Source organism: Scandinavium sp. (assembly GCF_036271055.1).
GTDB lineage: Bacteria > Pseudomonadota > Gammaproteobacteria > Enterobacterales > Enterobacteriaceae > Scandinavium.
This window is the reverse complement of the sequence record NZ_DATBBJ010000070.1, coordinates 134,014-150,489: the sequence shown is the minus strand read 5'-3', so window position 1 is coordinate 150,489 and position 16,476 is coordinate 134,014. Positions and strand designations below refer to the sequence as shown.

16 protein-coding genes are annotated in these 16,476 nt (G+C 55.8%); 3 read left to right on the top strand and 13 right to left on the bottom strand.

Going from position 1 to position 16,476, the window contains the following annotated elements; all coding sequences use genetic code 11:
- Positions 1–35 precede the first annotated feature (35 nt).
- The 4 genes from VH187_RS13035 to VH187_RS13020 form a co-directional block, all read right to left on the bottom strand.
- Positions 36–1,052, bottom strand: coding sequence for a HoxN/HupN/NixA family nickel/cobalt transporter (locus VH187_RS13035; RefSeq protein ID WP_329701870.1), 1,017 nt, complete (start codon positions 1,050–1,052; stop codon positions 36–38).
- Positions 1,049–3,277: a carbamoyltransferase HypF gene (hypF, locus tag VH187_RS13030; protein WP_329701869.1), complete on the bottom strand. Its 2,229-nt coding sequence runs from the start codon at positions 3,275–3,277 to the stop codon at positions 1,049–1,051. Before hypF ends, VH187_RS13035 begins: the two co-directional genes overlap by 4 nt.
- A 1-nt stretch (position 3,278) precedes the next feature.
- Positions 3,279–3,806: an electron transport protein HydN gene (hydN, locus tag VH187_RS13025; protein WP_329701868.1), complete on the bottom strand. Its 528-nt coding sequence runs from the start codon at positions 3,804–3,806 to the stop codon at positions 3,279–3,281.
- A 144-nt stretch (positions 3,807–3,950) separates the two neighbouring features.
- A complete protein-coding gene (locus tag VH187_RS13020) occupies positions 3,951–4,964 on the bottom strand; it encodes a LacI family DNA-binding transcriptional regulator (RefSeq protein WP_329701867.1) in 1,014 nt (337 codons plus the stop codon).
- 198 nt (positions 4,965–5,162) lie between these two features.
- Between VH187_RS13020 and ascF the strand changes: the two genes are divergently transcribed.
- Both ascF and VH187_RS13010 read left to right on the top strand, forming a co-directional pair.
- The gene (ascF, locus tag VH187_RS13015) at positions 5,163–6,623 is read left to right on the top strand and encodes a PTS cellobiose/arbutin/salicin transporter subunit IIBC (protein WP_329701866.1); all 1,461 of its coding nucleotides are present in this window, start codon (positions 5,163–5,165) and stop codon (positions 6,621–6,623) included.
- Between the two features lie 12 nt (positions 6,624–6,635).
- Positions 6,636–8,054: a 6-phospho-beta-glucosidase gene (locus tag VH187_RS13010; protein ID WP_329701865.1), complete on the top strand. Its 1,419-nt coding sequence runs from the start codon at positions 6,636–6,638 to the stop codon at positions 8,052–8,054.
- 80 nt (positions 8,055–8,134) lie between these two features.
- Here the strand turns inward: VH187_RS13010 and hycI are convergent, their stop codons facing one another.
- From hycI to hycA, 9 genes are all read right to left on the bottom strand, one after another.
- Entirely contained in the window at positions 8,135–8,590 is a 456-nt protein-coding gene (gene hycI / locus VH187_RS13005; RefSeq protein WP_329701864.1) for a hydrogenase maturation peptidase HycI, read from the bottom strand.
- Positions 8,583–8,993 (bottom strand): formate hydrogenlyase maturation HycH family protein, encoded by a 411-nt coding sequence (locus VH187_RS13000; RefSeq protein WP_329701863.1) that lies wholly within the window; start codon positions 8,991–8,993, stop codon positions 8,583–8,585. The genes hycI and VH187_RS13000 overlap by 8 nt, the downstream gene beginning before the upstream one ends.
- On the bottom strand, positions 8,993–9,757 hold the full coding sequence (locus tag VH187_RS12995) for an NADH-quinone oxidoreductase subunit B family protein (RefSeq protein WP_329701862.1): 765 nt from the start codon (positions 9,755–9,757) through the stop codon (positions 8,993–8,995). Before VH187_RS12995 ends, VH187_RS13000 begins: the two co-directional genes overlap by 1 nt.
- Positions 9,754–10,299, bottom strand: coding sequence for a formate hydrogenlyase complex iron-sulfur subunit (locus tag VH187_RS12990; RefSeq protein WP_329701861.1), 546 nt, complete (start codon positions 10,297–10,299; stop codon positions 9,754–9,756). The genes VH187_RS12995 and VH187_RS12990 overlap by 4 nt, the downstream gene beginning before the upstream one ends.
- Before the next feature lie 15 nt (positions 10,300–10,314).
- The gene (locus VH187_RS12985) at positions 10,315–12,024 is read right to left on the bottom strand and encodes a hydrogenase large subunit (protein ID WP_329701860.1); all 1,710 of its coding nucleotides are present in this window, start codon (positions 12,022–12,024) and stop codon (positions 10,315–10,317) included.
- Positions 12,025–12,041: 17 nt separating this feature from the next.
- A complete protein-coding gene (locus VH187_RS12980; RefSeq protein ID WP_329701859.1) occupies positions 12,042–12,965 on the bottom strand; it encodes a respiratory chain complex I subunit 1 family protein in 924 nt (307 codons plus the stop codon).
- 2 nt (positions 12,966–12,967) lie between these two features.
- Entirely contained in the window at positions 12,968–14,794 is a 1,827-nt protein-coding gene (hycC, locus tag VH187_RS12975; protein WP_329701858.1) for a formate hydrogenlyase subunit 3, read from the bottom strand.
- On the bottom strand, positions 14,791–15,399 hold the full coding sequence (locus VH187_RS12970) for a 4Fe-4S dicluster domain-containing protein (RefSeq protein ID WP_329701857.1): 609 nt from the start codon (positions 15,397–15,399) through the stop codon (positions 14,791–14,793). The genes hycC and VH187_RS12970 overlap by 4 nt, the downstream gene beginning before the upstream one ends.
- Before the next feature lie 82 nt (positions 15,400–15,481).
- Positions 15,482–15,943, bottom strand: a complete 462-nt coding sequence (gene hycA / locus VH187_RS12965; protein WP_329701856.1) for a formate hydrogenlyase regulator HycA — start codon at positions 15,941–15,943, stop codon at positions 15,482–15,484.
- 188 nt (positions 15,944–16,131) lie between these two features.
- Between hycA and hypA the strand changes: the two genes are divergently transcribed.
- Positions 16,132–16,476, top strand: a complete 345-nt coding sequence (hypA, locus tag VH187_RS12960) for a hydrogenase maturation nickel metallochaperone HypA (RefSeq protein ID WP_329701855.1) — start codon at positions 16,132–16,134, stop codon at positions 16,474–16,476.

The window sequence follows — 16,476 nt, the reverse complement described above, 5'->3', positions numbered from 1 at the left end:
CTGCAAGCACAGCGCCGCTGGGCATTTTTACAGACTCACACGCTCAACGCGTCATACCCACGCCAGCGGTACACTGCCAGAGAAACCACCCAGCAGGCGATGAACAGCCCAATTACCATAAATCCGGCGTTACCGAGATTGTCATTCAGCGCACCCACCCCATTCCACAGCCCGCCGCTGAAACCAAATTTATCCATCAGCAGTCCCATCGCTTCCAGGCCACCGATAAACAGCGCCACCACGACCGACGTGCCGGTGATGGTCATGTTGTAATACAGCTTACGCTGCGGCTTGTTGAACGCCCAGCCGTACGCGCCGACCATTAACACATTATCAAGCGTATCGATTAACGCCATGCCGCTGGCAAACAGCGCCGGGAAAATCATGATGCTCCAGATTGACATCCCGCTCGACGCACTGGCGGCAGTCAGGCCCAGCACACCAATTTCTGTAGCTGTATCAAAGCCCAGCCCAAACAGGAAACCGACCAGATACATGTGCCAGCTTTTGCCGATCAGGCGGAACGTTTTGCCGAACAGCCAACTCATCACGCCGCCAGTAGCCATCGGATCGCTGTTGAAAGGTTTGCCCTGCTTGAAAGCACGGAAGCTGCGCCAGATACCGCGCAGGATAATCAGGTTCACGAAAGCCATTGCCAGCAGGAACAGGGAAGACACCGCAGTACCAATCAGACTGCCTGTTTCATGAAACCAGCTCATGTGCTGCTGAAAAGCTGTTGCCGTAGCGGCAATCGCCGCCGAAGCCAGCACCACAATCGACGAATGCCCGAGTGAGAACCACGCCCCGACGCCAAAAGGACGCTTGCCCTGTTGCATCATTTTACGCGTGACGGTATCAATCGCCGCAATATGGTCAGCATCAACCGCATGGCGCAGACCGTAACCCCAAGCCAAGAGGCTCGCCGCCATCAACGCGCCGCTGTGACCAAACACCTGCCATGCCCAACACCACGCCAAAAGGTTAGCCAGCATCAGTCCAAATACCAGCAGCGCCGCGCGCGGCTGTTGGCGTAAAAGCGTCATCAACTTCATTCGTTCTTTTCCTCCTGGAGGCGGGCTGCGGCAATCACCGCCTGCCCATATGAAATTCCGCCGTCGCCTGCGGGCAGGTTCCGCGGAAATAAAAGTGTAAAACCAGACAGATAAAACGCCAGCCGCTCACGTAACAAACGGTTATGCAGTACGCCACCGCCAAAAACCAGAGTGCTGATCCCGTGAATTTCAGCGTGAAAACGCATCATCTGCGCGAATCCACAGGCCAGCGCATCGTGAAACGCCCAGGCTTTCTCTGCTTGTGGCGCTGACCAGTTCAACCATTCCTGCCAGAAAACACGTAAATTCAGTTCGTTACCCTGAAAAGGCAACGTCAGCGGGTGATCACTACTGAGACTTTGCCACGCCAGCGCTTCCAGTAAACAGGCCGCTTCCCCTTCATAACTGAGCGAATCGGGCGCGCACGTTAGGGCACTCGCTACTGCGTCAAACAAACGCCCACAGGACGATGCCAGCGGCGCATTGATGCCACGCTCAACGGCACGCCCCAGCGCGGCCGATGGGTGATTTTGCAATATCGCAAATGGCTCAGGGCCCGCCGTAAATGCCAGACTTTGCGCCAGCAAATTACGCCACGGCTGGCGAGCGGCTAAATCGCCGCCAGGCAGCGCCACCGCAGGTAAACCGCCGAGATGTGCGCATTCGCGATAGTTCACCTTCAGGCATTCCCCGCCCCACAGCGCGCCGTTTTCGCCCATACCGATACCGTCGAGCGTCAGGGCAATCACATCACCTCCGTCCAGAGGCCAGCCGTGTTCGGCCATACAGGCCGCCGCATGCGCATGGTGGTGCAGCACCGTGTCACACGGAATAGCCAGCGCCTTGCCCCACTGCACAGAGCGATAACCCTCATGCGCATCGACCACTACGCGTTCTGGCGTAAACGCATACACCGACTGCATCAGCGCCAACGCGTTACCCCACTGCGTCTCAACGCCCCCTTGCGCCAAATCGCCCAGATGCTGACTCAACACCGCTTCTTTCCCGCGCACCAGGCAAAACGTGTTTTTGAGATCGGCCCCGCAGCACAGCAACGGCGGGACATCGACAAATCCCGGCGGCAAGGGCAATGCATCAGGCACAAAGCCCCGTGCGCGCCGCAGTATTTCGCCGTTTTGCCGCATGACTGAATCATCCATCCGTTGCACGATGTCCCGGTTATGCAGCAGAAAACCGTCGGCGATACCGGCTAAATCCCCCAGCGCTTCGGCATTGCTGGTAGCCGGAGGTTTGCCGTTGAGATTTCCCGACGTCATCACCAGCGGGCGGTTCAGCGCTTGCATCAACAAATGCTGAATCGGATTTGATGGCAACATCACACCGACTTCATCCAGACCGGGCGCAATGCCGTCGCACACATCAGCCACGCTCTTTTTCGTCACCAGCACGATGGGCGACGCCGGAGTGTTAAGCAATTTTTGTGCCTGTTCCGGCAAAGTGCCTGCCTGCGCTAACATCACCGCCAGCGGTTTTGCCGGACGCCGTTTACGCTGACGCAGCCGTGCCACCGCATTGGCATTTCCGGCATCACAAGCAAGATGAAAGCCGCCCAGACTTTTAATCGCCACGATGCCACCGGATGCCAGCATCCTGACTGCTGCATTCAACGCGGCTTCACCCGTTTCGTGCTGCGCTTGAGATCGCCAACTCAGTTGTGGGCCACATTCAGCACAAGCCACCGGCTGCGCATGAAAACGGCGGTCGCGCGGGTCGCGATATTCTTTTTCGCAGGAAGGACAAAGGGGAAACGCCGCCATCACCGTAAAGGGGCGGTCATAAGGCATCGCGTGGATAATAGTAAAGCGCGGGCCGCAATGCGTGCAGTTGATAAACGGGTAACGGTAACGCCGATTTTGCGGGTCATTCATCTCAGCCAGACACGCCGGACACGTTGCCGCATCCGGTACAATCTGCGTGCTCATGCGCCCTGCGCCGCTTTGCTGAATAGTGAAATCTGTCGGCAATTCGCCCCAGTGGTAGGGCGAAATATCCGTCGAATCTATCCGCGCCAAAACGGGGCAATGCGCCCGAAGATGGGCAGGGAAGCCGTTTTCTGCACCAACGAGGTGCACCAGCACCCCTTCGGCATCGTTACTGACATTCCCCTGACGCTGTAACTGCTGCGCTATCTGCCAGACAAACGGACGAAACCCGACGCCCTGAACTTTGCCACGTACACGAATGACAATACCGTTGACTGGCATCTTAATAGGCCAAAGCGGTCCGGCGACGTTTCTCAGCGTTGAACTGCTCCAGCGCAGCCCTGTCGATACAGACCAGCGCAGCGGTTGGACAAGAAGCCACGCAAGCCGGGCCTTCCGCACGGGTATGGCAAAGGTCGCATTTGTTGGCTTCGGCTTTTTCCATTTTCACTTTCATGCCGAATCCGCTGGTGCGAACCACCGGGCGAACGACCACTTCCATCGCCCCGTAAGGGCAAGCCACCACGCAGGTTTTGCAGCCAATACAGCGTTCCTGCATCACATGCACAAAACCGTTTTCGCGGGCGATTGCCCCGTTCGGACAGACATTCGCGCACGGCGCATCTTCACACTGACGGCAGGCCGTCGCCGTGGAAATATTCACGCCCTTAATGACATGAATGCGGGGTAAGAAATTTTGCGGGGTCAGCGCGGCACAATCCTGATCAACCTGATGCGCAACGGCGCAGGCCACTTCACAGGTGCGACAGCCAATACATTTGCTCGCTTCCGCGATGATGAAACGGTTCATCCACTTCTCCAGCCTTTGGCATTAAGGCCGGAGATATGCATTAATCACGCCAATATTAAATTCGTTAATTTTCAATAGCTTGATTGGATAGTGATTTATTCAAACGCTGTCATCGACAAAAATGACGATGACAGCTGACGGGCGTCAGGCGAAAGGTCCGGCGGTCACGGAATCGCGGAGGATCAATTCACCGGGGAAGGATTGTTGGAGCTTGAACTCGCCGCCGTCGAGCATAAAAATCAGCCGGTTGATGGTTTCTTCAATCATCGCGGTCACCGGAATTTTAACGCTGGAGAGCGCGGGAACGGTGTAAGGCGCCAGGGCAATATCGTCAAAACCAATAACCGAAACCTGCTCCGGCACGCGTAAACCTGCGGTAATGAGCTGCTTGATAGCGCCGATAGCCATGTCGTCATTACTCGCCACCAGTGCGCTGAACGAAATGCCGCGCTCAAGCAACGTGGTGACGCCCGCCGCACCCGTCGCAGGCGTCCATTTGCCTTCCGCTATCCACTCGTCACGCACCGCAATGCCATTGCGTTCCAGCGCTGCTTTATACCCTGCCAGGCGTTCAATCCCGGTTGGGGAATCCAGTGAACCGGTGATAAATGCGATATCGCGATGGCCCTCAGCAATCAGCTGTTCCACCGCCGCCTCACTGGAGGCTTTTTGATCGGACCAGACACAATGCGTGGCGTTTAGCCGCAACCGACGGTTAAGCACCATGATCGGCCTGTCATGATCGTGGATGATCTCGTCCATTTCATCGGGCGTCAGAAAACGTGGATAGATGATGATCGCGTCGCAACGCAGATCGAGCAGATACTGGATCGCCGCCCGCTCCTCTTCCGCGCTGTGTTTGCCATCGGCGAGGATAAGCTGCCGCCCCTGATCTTCCGTCAGGCGCGCGGCGTGGAACAACAGTTCGCTGAAATAAACGCCGTGATACAGCGTGTTCGTCACCACCAGCCCCAGCGTCTGGCTTTTTTTGGTCGCCAGGTTACGCGCCAGTAAGTTCGGGCGATACCCGCTTTCGCTGATTGCTTTGTACACGCGATCTTTGGTTTCCTGGCTCACATAGCCATTGCCCGACAGCACGCGGGACACGGTGGCTTTCGACACGCCAGCGCGCTTCGCCACTTCCAGCATCGTTGCCATGTTGCTCATCCATCTGAAAAAAGTGTTGGCAGTGTACTTCAGGCTTTGCCGATTTTCAGCAATCACGATTTGAGGTGATCAAGTTCACGAAAACAAAATAGATCGTTTTCCTGTCTTGTTTCATCCGCTCAATCTCTTCATGATTTTGTGGAACCGGTTTCCTATACAAATTTTAATCACAAAAGATGGATTGATCCGATGCCGAAAAATTATGCCGCGCTGGCCCACGATGTGGTGGCCGCACTGGGCGGTGCTAACAACATCACCGCCGCGACCCACTGCATGACCCGTCTGCGCTTTGTGCTCAACGACCCAACACTCGCCGACGCCGTTACGCTGAAAGCCCTCAATGGCGTGCTGGGCGTGGTGCGCAGCGATAATCAGTGCCAGGTGATCATCGGCAATACGGTTTCTCAGGCATACAAAGAAGTGATGAACCTGCTGCCAAATAATCTGCAACCCGCCGTAGAACAAGGCCCGCAGAAACTGACGTTGCGTCGCATCGGCGCGGGTATTCTCGATGCGCTGATCGGCACCATGTCACCGCTGATCCCGGCGATCATCGGTGGCTCAATGGTGAAACTGCTGGCGATGGTGCTGGAGATGTCCGGCGTGCTGACGAAAGGCGCTCCGACGCTGACCATTCTGACGGTCATCGGCGACGGCGCGTTCTTCTTCCTGCCGTTGATGGTCGCCGCTTCTGCCGCAGTAAAATTCAAAACCAACATGTCGCTGGCGATTGCCATTGCGGGTGTGCTGGTGCATCCGAGCTTTATCGAACTGATGGCGAAAGCTGCTCAGGGCGAACACGTCGAGTTCGCGTTCATTCCGGTAACGGCGGTGAAATATACCTATACGGTGATCCCGGCACTGGTGATGACCTGGTGCCTTTCATATATCGAGCGCTGGGTGGATAAAATCACGCCTGCGGTCACAAAAAACTTCCTCAAGCCGATGCTGATTGTGCTGATTGCCGCCCCGCTGGCTATTCTGTTGATTGGCCCGATTGGCATCTGGATCGGCAGTGGGATTTCCGCGATTGTGTACACCGTTCACGGTTATCTTGGCTGGCTCTCCGTTGCCATTATGGGCGCGCTGTGGCCGCTGCTGGTGATGACCGGGATGCACCGTGTGTTTACCCCAACCATCATTCAGACCATCGCCACTACGGGTAAAGAAGCGATGGTGATGCCGTCTGAAATCGGGGCCAATCTGTCGCTCGGCGGCTCATCACTGGCTGTGGCGTGGAAAACGAAAAACCCGGAACTGCGCCAGACGGCGCTGGCGGCAGCAGCCTCGGCGATTCTGGCGGGCATCTCTGAACCGGCGCTGTACGGCGTCGCTATTCGCCTCAAGCGTCCACTGATTGCGAGCCTGATTAGCGGCTTCATTTGCGGCGCTATCGCTGGTATCGCCGGGCTTGCCAGCCATTCAATGGCCGCACCGGGCTTGTTTACCAGCGTGCAGTTCTTTGACCCGGCCAATCCGATGACCATTGTGTGGGTCTTTGGTGTGATGGCGCTGGCTGTGGTGTTCTCCTTTGTGCTGACGCTGCTGCTGGGCTTTGAAGATATTCCCGTGGAAGAAGCACCTGCCGCTGACGCCGCCGTTCAGGCACGCAAAGCCCAGGGCATTCCGACCACCGCACAACCCTTATAAGCGAGGTAACGCATGTTTCCGAAAGATTTTTTATGGGGCGGCGCGCTCGCTGCTAACCAGTCTGAAGGCGCGTATCTGGAAGGCGGCAAAGGCCTGACAACCGTCGATACCATTCCGCACGGCGCAAACCGTATGCCGGTTAAATTGGGGCTGGATAAGCGTTTTACCCTGCGCGAAGACGAATATTACCCGAGCCACCAGGCGATCGATTTCTATCATCGCTACAAAGAAGACATCGCCCTGATGGCAGAAATGGGCTTTACGGTATTCCGCACCTCTATCGCCTGGGCACGTTTATACCCAAATGGCGATGAGCTGACGCCCAATGAGGAAGGCATCGCCTTTTATCGCGACCTGTTTGCCGAGTGCAAAAAATACAATATCGAGCCACTGGTCACGCTGTGCCATTTCGATGTGCCAATGCATCTGGTGTTGGAATACGGTTCGTGGCGCAACCGTAAAATGGTCGAGTTTTTCACCCGCTACGCGCGCACTTGCTTTGAAGCGTTCGACGGACTGGTGAAATACTGGCTGACCTTCAATGAAATCAACATCATGCTGCACAGCCCGTATTCGGGTGCCGGATTAGTGTTTGAAGCAGGCGAAAACCAGGAGCAGGTGAAATACCAGGCCGCGCACCATGAGCTGATTGCCAGCGCGCTGGCGACGAAAATCGCTCATGAGGTGAACCCGCAGAATCAGGTCGGCTGTATGCTGGCGGGAGGCAATTTCTATCCGTATTCCTGCAAGCCGGAAGATGTGTGGATGGCGCTGGAAAAAGACCGCGAAAACCTGTTCTTTATCGACGTACAGGCACGTGGCGCCTATCCGTCCTATTCAGCGCGGGTGTTCCGTGAAAAAGGCGTGACCATCGAAAAAGCGCCAGGTGACGATGACATTCTGAAAAACACCGTTGATTTCGTGTCGTTCAGCTATTACGCCTCGCGCTGTGCGTCGGCAGATATGAACAGCAATAACACCAACGCAGCAAACATCGTCAAGTCGCTGAAAAACCCGCACATCAAGGCCAGCGAATGGGGCTGGGGCATTGACCCGCTGGGTCTGCGCATCACCATGAACATGATGTATGACCGCTACCAGAAACCGCTGTTCCTGGTGGAAAACGGCCTCGGCGCGAAAGACGTGGTGGAAGCAAACGGCGAAATCAACGACGACTATCGCATTAGCTATTTACGTGAGCATATTCACGCCATGGGCGATGCGATTGACGACGGCATTCCGGTGATGGGTTACACCACCTGGGGCTGTATCGATTTGGTGGCCGCATCGACCGGTGAGATGAGCAAACGCTACGGTTTTGTCTACGTCGACCGCGATGACGCAGGCAACGGCACGCTGGCCCGTTCGCGCAAAAAATCGTTCTGGTGGTATAAGAAAGTGATCGCCAGTAACGGGGAAGATTTAGCTTAAGTAAATTGCCCGGTGGCGCTGACGCTAGAAGGCCTACGCTTTTGTAGGCCGGTGCAAGCGCAGCGCCGCCCGGCAGGGTTTTACAAGCGATCAAACCCGCCGTCGCCCGTCCAGCCCTCTAAATGCTGATACACCACTTCCGTCGCCGCTTTTACTTTTTCAGTCATCGGATAATAGAAGCCGACAATATCCGGCTGGATACCGAGAAAAATCACCTCGCCAGCATCCTCTTTCAGCTGATCGATCAGATAGTTGAGCGGCATATTATGCGTCGTCATCAGGAACATTTCGGCGATGTCATCCGGATCGACAATGCGAATGTCACCCGGCTCCAACCCCATGTCGGTAGCATCCACGATCAGCAAACGCTGCGGGTTCATTTCGCGGATCGCGCCGATTTCTCTTTCAGGCGCACTGCCGCCATCAAGTACAACCCAATCCCCTTTCGGCATTGCGGCGCACTTTTCCGCAAGCATCGGCCCTGCGCCGTCGTCACCCATCATGCTGTTGCCCACGCACAGTAAAACGTCAGTCACGTAACCTCCTCACCATCAAATAGATGGCACTTTCCTGATAAATATCATGCAACATGCTGAGCAACTGCTTGCTCCATGCCTGCTGCTGTGGCGTTTGTCGTGACTGCGCTTCGTCAAAGGCTTTTGCCAACATGATGATGTGGCTGCTGTCGATGACGATTTCGCCGTACTTTGGCACACCGTCCATTTTCCGCCGGGCCTCACTCTCAGGCGTCAACGTGGCGATCCACGCCTGGTAATCGTTCCACGGGCAACTTAGCGCTGACTCAAGACAATCAATGATGCCGAGGTGATGACCAATCGCCAGACTGTAATAAACCACCTGCTGTGCATCGGCAGGCGTGGCGTCATTTTCGTCTATAAATTTTCGGCTCAGCTGGCTGAACACGACGTTTTCGCTCATCAGACTTTTGCCTCTTCGACCACCTGGTTGAGATGGTCAACAATCTCAGTCAGTCGCGGATCGTTTTCGGATTCCAGCCAACGGTTAACCTGCTGTTCGCCCTGCCCCAACATTCGCATGTAGTCATCGGCAATTTGACGGCCATAGCGATATCCGGCAAGACGGCGCGCGGTGCGATCGATAAGCACACGCAGCGGCTGCACCATATCCGGATGCAGGATCTCCGCAGGCTTTTGATCTTCATCGCCAGGCGCACGAGCGTGGATCTTTTGCTCCAGCAAGCCCAACGCCATCGCAAAGCCGTAAAGCGTGGCGGCAGGCGTTGGCGGACAGCCTGGAATATAAACATCAACGGGCACGATTTTGTCCGTGCCGCCCCACACGCAATAGAGATCGTGGAAAATCCCGCCGCTGTTCCCACATGCTCCATAGGAGACACAGATTTTCGGATCGGGTGCGGATTGCCAGGCACGTAGCGCCGGAGAGCGCATGGCACGCGTCACAGCACCGGTAAACAGCAGAATGTCGGCATGACGCGGGGAAGGCACGACTTTGATGCCAAATCGTTCTGCGTCAAACAGCGGGGAAAGCGTGGCGAAAATTTCGATTTCACAGCCGTTACAGCCACCACAGTCCACACGATAAACATAGGCAGAGCGCTTGATGTTCTTCAGCAAAGACGCCTTCATGCTGGCAATCGACTCTTCCACCGTCATCGGCACCGGCAGCCCGTTGTCATCACGCGGCCCTAATAGATTGTTCATGCGTGGTCCTCTCTGATATGGCGGGTGAGTGCAATCTGGTCTGACGGCACGAGGCATTTTTGACGCTTGCACGCAGGGCACGTTTCGAAGCTCTCACGGTGCTGTTCGGCGCGGGTGTCGCCGTTGTGGCTGAGCAACGCAATCACGTAATCAATCTCTTTCTGCACGGCGAAGGGCCGCTGGCACTCACGGCAGTTGCACAGCTCAAAGCGCGACTGTTGGAGAAAATCCTCTTTCTTCCAGACCGCCAGCTCATATTCCTGCGACAGTTTGATCGCCGTCGTGGGGCAAACTTCTTCGCAACGACCGCAAAAAATGCAACGACCGAGATTGAACTGCCACGCCAGCGCATGGTCCGCAGCGTCCGTTTCCACCGTCAACGCATTGGAAGGGCAAGCATTGACGCAAGCCGCGCAGCCAATGCACTGCTGCGGGTTATGTTCCGGTTTGCCGCGAAAGTTTTTATCGACCTCAATCGGCGTCAACGGGTATGACGACGTGGGCGTACCGGTTTTGATCACTTTCTTGATAAAGGTAAACATCGTTGCTCCTTTAACCTATTTCAGCGGCGAGTTTTTGCGTTCGATGCTGTAGCGCTCAAGCTCTTTGTACGCCACGGTCTGACTCTTTTTCTTACGCACATCGACCACCGTCATGCGGTCAGTACAGGAGTAGCAAGGGTCAAGGCTGCCGATAATCAGTGGCGCATCGGAAACAGTGTTACCACGCAGCATGTAGCGTAATGTCGGCCAGTTGGCGTAAGTCGCCGCGCGACAGCGCCAGCGATACAGCTTCTGGTTATCGCCGGTCATGCTCCAGTGAATATCATCCCCGCGCGGCGCTTCAGAGAAGCCAAGCGCAAAACGGTTTGGAATATAGGTGAAGCCATCGACCATCAGCTGCCCACCGGGAAGATTATCAAGACCGAAGTCGATCATATTCAGGGCGGTGAACACTTCGTTGATACGCACTTTGAGACGCGAAATCACATCGCCCCCCTGCTCGGTGTGGACTTCCATCGGCAACAAGCCATAACCGACGAATGGATGATCGGCGCGGGTGTCGCGCGCGTGGCCGCTGGCGCGAACCATTGGCCCCACGTTACTGAAATCGCGAGCAATTGTCGGATCCAGACGCCCAATGCCCACGGTGCGCTGCTCAATATTTGGTGTGCTGAGCAACATCTCAACCAGTTCCTGCACGTCACGGCGCATCTGTTGCGCTAACTGGCGAGTTTTGATCATGTCATCTTTGAGCAGATCGCGACGAATCCCGCCGATCAGGTTAAGACCGTAGGTTTTACGCGCACCAGTGAGGATTTCCGCCATTTTCATTGAGGCTTCACGCACACGGAAGAACTGCATAAACCCGGAATCAAAGCCGACAAAGTGACATGCCAGCCCAAGGTTCAGCAGATGCGAATGCAGGCGCTCCACTTCGAGCAAAATGGCGCGGATCATCTGCGCACGCTCCGGCACAACGATGCCCATCGCGTTTTCAACAGACGTGGTGTACGCCGTGCTGTGGGCGAAGCCGCAAATGCCACACACGCGATCGGAGAGGAATGTCACCTCGTTGTAACCCATACGGGTTTCCGCTAGTTTCTCCATTCCGCGATGGACGTAGAACAGGCGGTAATCGGCGTCGATAATATTCTCGCCGTCGACAAACAAGCGGAAGTGACCGGGTTCATCAGAGGTCACATGCAGCGGCCCAATCGGCACCACGTTATTTTTCTTGCTGCCGAGTTCATTGATGAATTCGTAGGTTTCGCTGTCGGTAGTGGGAGCCGGACGCTGGCGATAATCCATGCTGTCTTTACGCAGAGGGTAAAGCTCATCCGGCCAATCATCCGGCAACACCAGACGGCGTTCATCCGGTAAGCCCACCGCAATCAAACCGTACATATCGCGCACTTCACGCTCACCCCAAACAGCAGCAGGGACGCGAGGCGTTACCGAAGGATATTCGAGGGTGTTGGCATCCACTTCGACGCGCACGGTTACCCAGCATTTCGTCCCCTGCTCCATCGACAGAACGTAATACACCGCGTAGTGACCATTGAGTTTTCGCTCATCGTTGCCGAACAGCACCGACAGCCAGCCGCCCTGCTGGTAGTACAAATATTCCACCACTTCCGGTAGATAATTGATCTTTACCGTCACGCTCAGCTGATCGCGCGTTTGCCATGCTTCATCCAGCACCACGCCCGGAAATTGTTGGTGGAGCGCGGCGAGATACTGTTGACCGACTTTTTCTTCAGACATACTCAAACTCTCTTAAATCACGCCACCAGCAAGGAGACGAAGGCTAAAAAGGCAAACCCAAAACCGGCCCAGGTCACCCGGGAGGTGGCGACGAAACGCAGGCGAGCCATACTGTTCTCAAACAACGCAATAACCGCCACGCCAAGCAATAACTTCGCAATGGCGATGGCCAGCGCCAGCACAAAACCGCTGACAGAAAAATGCGTCATTTGCCCCCACGGCAGAAAGACGCCGACGAACATTTGCAGCACCACCAGTTGTTTCAGGCTGATGCCCCATTTGAGGACCGCAAAGCCGCTACCGCTGTATTCGGTCAACGGCCCTTCCTGTAACTCCTGTTCCGCTTCGGCGAGATCAAACGGCAGTTTTCCCATCTCGATAAAGGTGGCAAACGCACAGGCGCACAACGCCAGAACCAATGGAATGGAATGCGCTACCGGCCAGTGATAGAGCGTTTCGGCAATGTGGCTGATGTGTGTCGAACCCGCCACTTGCGCGGCGACCCACAATCCCAAAAGCAAAATCGGCTCGACCAACACCCCCAGCATCGCTTCACGGCTCGCGCCAATACCGGTAAATGGGCTACCGGTATCCAGCCCGGCAATGGCGAAAAAGAAACGGGCAATGGCGAAGAGATAGATCAACGTGATCAAGTCACCCAACGAAGGCAGCGGCGAGGCGAGTGTCACCACCGGCAGCGCCATCGCAATCGTTAGCATGACGCCCACCATCACAAACGGCATCAGCCGGAACACCCAACCGGAAGCTTCCGGAGCGACACTTTGACGCCCCAGCAGTTTGATCAGGTCGCGATACTCTTGCAGCACACCAGGCCCACGGCGGTTGTGCATACGTGCCCGCAGTTGGCGTGTTACGCCAGAGAGCAGTGGCGCAGCGGCAAATAACACCAGCGCCTGAATTATCGGAAACAACACACTCATTTTCAGGCTCCTCGGGAAATCACAATCACTACCAGCACCGCCAGTTCGATCAGCGCCAGGCGACGGAAAATCGCTGGCACCGCGTCCTGTTGCCAGCCGGGGATCAGTGAAATCGGATTCAGTTTTTTGCGCAGCGCCAGCACCGGCGCAAAGGCTTCCTTAACCGGCATGGCAAAACCGTGCGCCGTAATCACCATTGCGGATTCATGCTCATATCCACAGGCCCATGCGCTGCCGCGCGAACGACCAGGCAGCCGGTTGCCCTTCATGAGCACCATGATGAGGAACGGCAGCAATGGGCAAGCAATCAGCAACAAAGTGATCATTGGCGTTGAAACGACGGTATGGGTAATTTCCAGCGGCAGCGGAACGGCATGTTGCAGCAGCGGTAATAGCCACGGAGCTGCAACGCCACCCAGAACACAGCACAGCGCCAGTGCCACGGTGCACGTCGCCATCAGCAACGGTGCGCAACAGGCCTTCTCCGCCGTGTTGCTACGCGGTGCGCCGAGGAACATCACCCCGTACACTTTCGCCATACACATCACCGCTAACGCACCAGTGATCGCCAGGCCCACCGCCAGCAGCGGGCCAAGTAAACGCCCGATAAATTCACCACTGTTACCCAGACGGAAGAAGGACTGGTAGATAACCCACTCGCCGGCAAAACCGTTTAGTGGTGGTAGAGCCGCCATCGCCATGAGCCCCACCAGCATCGCAAGCGAAATAACGGGCATCCGCTTGCCAATGCCGCCCAGTTTTTCGATATCCCGATGACCGGTGCGATACCAGACGCTGCCCGCGCCGAGAAACAGCGTGGTTTTGAAGAGGGTATGGTTGATGAGATGATAGAGCCCGCCCGTCAGGCCAAGCGCCACCAGCGCCGGTTGTCCAAGCGCTTCGCCAGTGACACCGGCCCCTAAGCCCAGCAAAATGATGCCGATATTCTCCAGGGTGTGATACGCCAGCAGGCGCTGAATGTTGTGTTCCATCAACGCATAAAGCCCGCCAACAAAGGCTGTCACCATCCCGAGAATCAGCAGCGTAATGCCCCACCAAATCGGCTGATGACTGCCGAGCAGCGACAGCGTCAGGATCCCCAGCAGGCCGATTTTCATCACCACGCCGGAAAACAGTGCCGCCGCCGGAGCGCTGGCATTGGCATGGGCCTGAGGAACCCAACCGTGCAGCGGAATAATGCCCGCCAGCAGACCAAAGCCCAGTACACCCATAAACCAAATAAGCGAACTGAACGGCAGCACTTGCGCCCGCACATTCAATTCACCCAACTCCAGCGTGCCGTAGCGCTGCCACATCAGCCAGCAAACCACCGCCAACAGCAGCGTTCCAAGCCGTCCAAGCGCAAACCAAAGTTTGCCAGACTGCGCGCAACCGGTAAGAAAGGCGGCTGAGAGCGCCATGATTTCGGTCATCACCACCAGTGCGCCAAAATTACCCGCCACCACGGCGCAAACGGCCGCTGCGAGCAGCAGATTTATCAATAAACCGTTCGCGCGTGTCTGCGGATGGCGGTGCCAGTCGATGTTATAAATGCTGACGAACAAACCGCAGAGCCCCAGGGTAATCAGCCAGATAGCATTCATCGGCCAGAGCAATACGTGATGATGAAAGAGAGGCATAACACCAGCGACAACATGCTCTCCCAACAACACCTGAATGCCTACCACTGCCGCGCACAAGCTGCCTGCGGCTCCGCCAATCCCGGCTACGATCCCGCTCAGGGATTTGCGGAAAGACAGGAGTCCCGCGAGGATCGCCGCGACGACGAAACAGGCCACGGCGCTATTGATTAACAACAAATCCTTCATTTTGCGCCTCCCTCCAGCGACTGAAATAACGCTAAATCGCCTGCGTCGATGTTCATGTTCAGCTCGCGTTTGCGCTTACTGGACTGCGCGATATCACGAATATCAACCAATAGCAGCGCTTTGGTCGGGCATGTACGGACGCAACTCGGTCCTTGCGGATCGAAATAACACAGGTCGCATTTCACGGCGATCGCCCGGATACCCGGCACCCAATCAAGCAGCGAACTGACACGGGCGGGCGCAGACGGCGCAGGCAGTGCTTTCGGGCTGTTCACATTCGCCGGGATATCCAACGGACGGCTGCCCGAGAATTCGATCGCGCCAAACGGGCAGGCGATGCCGCACAGCTTGCAGCTAACGCACAGGCTTTCGTTGAGTTGAACCGCGCCATCGACGCGGTTAATGGCATTGGCCGGGCAGACCCCGGCACAAGGGGCGTCTTCACAGTGATGGCACAACTGCGGCGCCGATTCTTTTTCGTTTCTCATCACCCTTAAACGCGGCATGGCCTGTAAGCCATGCTGGCGATGGGTTTCGGCACACGCCGCTTCACAAGTGCGGCAGCCGATACAGACGGTGGAGTCAGCTATTACAAAACGGTTCACCAGGGGGTCCTCAGGTGACGGTCATTTTTGACGAAAACAGATCGCAGGCGTCATTTTTGACGCTCATCGACACCAGGAAATATCAGGAATGCAGCGTCCGATCGCCGAGTAAACGCGACAAATTGACCGTCTGGCCAAGTTCGATTGCCGCGTAAAGCCCGTTATAAACCGGTGAGATTTTCTCCAGATAATGTTCCAGCACCTGCTCACGATTGCGGTTGCTGATAACCCCGTCCACTTGCCCGTCCGGACTCAGGACGGCCTGTGCAATCAGTTGTTTATCGGAGCCATCACTGTTTTCAACGTAGTATTCGATGGTGTGGCTGTTGAAGCCTTCAGCCAGCGTGACGGCAATATGGAAGTGTTCGAAAAGGACAAAGCACAGGTCTTTGTCTGAGGTGCAGCTCATGGCGTGATGTAAGTGCGCTTTTGAAAGCGTAATCCCCTGAACCAATGAATTGCAGTAGGTATGCCATTGATCCTTTTGGCGACGATGGCGGTTAGCGATGTAATCCGCTTTTTCGCTAATTTCCCAAATAGTCATGTCAGCTTGTCCGGTTTGATAAAGATGCAACGAATAAGCACATTCCATGCCAAATTTTAATCTATTGATTTTAAATCAATTATTAAAATACAGGGCCAAAATGACATGTCATTTTCGTCACGCCGTCATCGTCACTTTTTCTTCTGGCACTAATATTGCATTCCGTGTGAAACGTTATGGGAGGCGATATGCACGAAATTACACTCTGCCAGCGAGCACTGGAAATTGTCGAACAGCAAGCCCTGCAAAACGGCGCGTCGCGCGTGAAGGCGGTCTGGCTTAACGTTGGCGCGTTTTCTTGTGTCGAACCCGCCGCACTCAACTTTTGCTTTGAACTGGTTTGTCGCGGCACGCTCGCGGAAGGCAGCACACTGCATATAGAAGAACAGCAGGCTGAGTGCTGGTGCCCATCATGCCAAAAGTATGTGCACCTACTCTCCCCTCACGTCAGGCGCTGCCCGCAGTGCCATAGCAATGAATTACGGATCGTGGCCGATGATGGGTTGCAGATCCAGCGTATCGAAGTGGAGTAA

Bases quoted from the DNA above. Each gene is read 5' to 3' on its own strand.
- VH187_RS12990 (WP_329701861.1), bottom strand. From the start codon at position 10,299: ATGTTTACCTTTATCAAGAAAGTGATCAAAACCGGTACGCCCACGTCG.
- hycC (WP_329701858.1), bottom strand. From the start codon at position 14,794: ATGAAGGATTTGTTGTTAATCAATAGCGCCGTGGCCTGTTTCGTCGTC.
- hypA (WP_329701855.1), top strand. From the start codon at position 16,132: ATGCACGAAATTACACTCTGCCAGCGAGCACTGGAAATTGTCGAACAG.
- VH187_RS12985 (WP_329701860.1), bottom strand. From the start codon at position 12,024: ATGTCTGAAGAAAAAGTCGGTCAACAGTATCTCGCCGCGCTCCACCAA.
- hypF (WP_329701869.1), bottom strand. From the start codon at position 3,277: ATGCCAGTCAACGGTATTGTCATTCGTGTACGTGGCAAAGTTCAGGGC.
- VH187_RS13000 (WP_329701863.1), bottom strand. From the start codon at position 8,993: ATGAGCGAAAACGTCGTGTTCAGCCAGCTGAGCCGAAAATTTATAGAC.
- hydN (WP_329701868.1), bottom strand. From the start codon at position 3,806: ATGAACCGTTTCATCATCGCGGAAGCGAGCAAATGTATTGGCTGTCGC.
- VH187_RS13020 (WP_329701867.1), bottom strand. From the start codon at position 4,964: ATGGCAACGATGCTGGAAGTGGCGAAGCGCGCTGGCGTGTCGAAAGCC.
- hycA (WP_329701856.1), bottom strand. From the start codon at position 15,943: ATGACTATTTGGGAAATTAGCGAAAAAGCGGATTACATCGCTAACCGC.
- VH187_RS12980 (WP_329701859.1), bottom strand. From the start codon at position 12,965: ATGAGTGTGTTGTTTCCGATAATTCAGGCGCTGGTGTTATTTGCCGCT.
- VH187_RS12995 (WP_329701862.1), bottom strand. From the start codon at position 9,757: ATGAACAATCTATTAGGGCCGCGTGATGACAACGGGCTGCCGGTGCCG.
- VH187_RS13035 (WP_329701870.1), bottom strand. From the start codon at position 1,052: ATGAAGTTGATGACGCTTTTACGCCAACAGCCGCGCGCGGCGCTGCTG.
- VH187_RS13010 (WP_329701865.1), top strand. From the start codon at position 6,636: ATGTTTCCGAAAGATTTTTTATGGGGCGGCGCGCTCGCTGCTAACCAG.
- ascF (WP_329701866.1), top strand. From the start codon at position 5,163: ATGCCGAAAAATTATGCCGCGCTGGCCCACGATGTGGTGGCCGCACTG.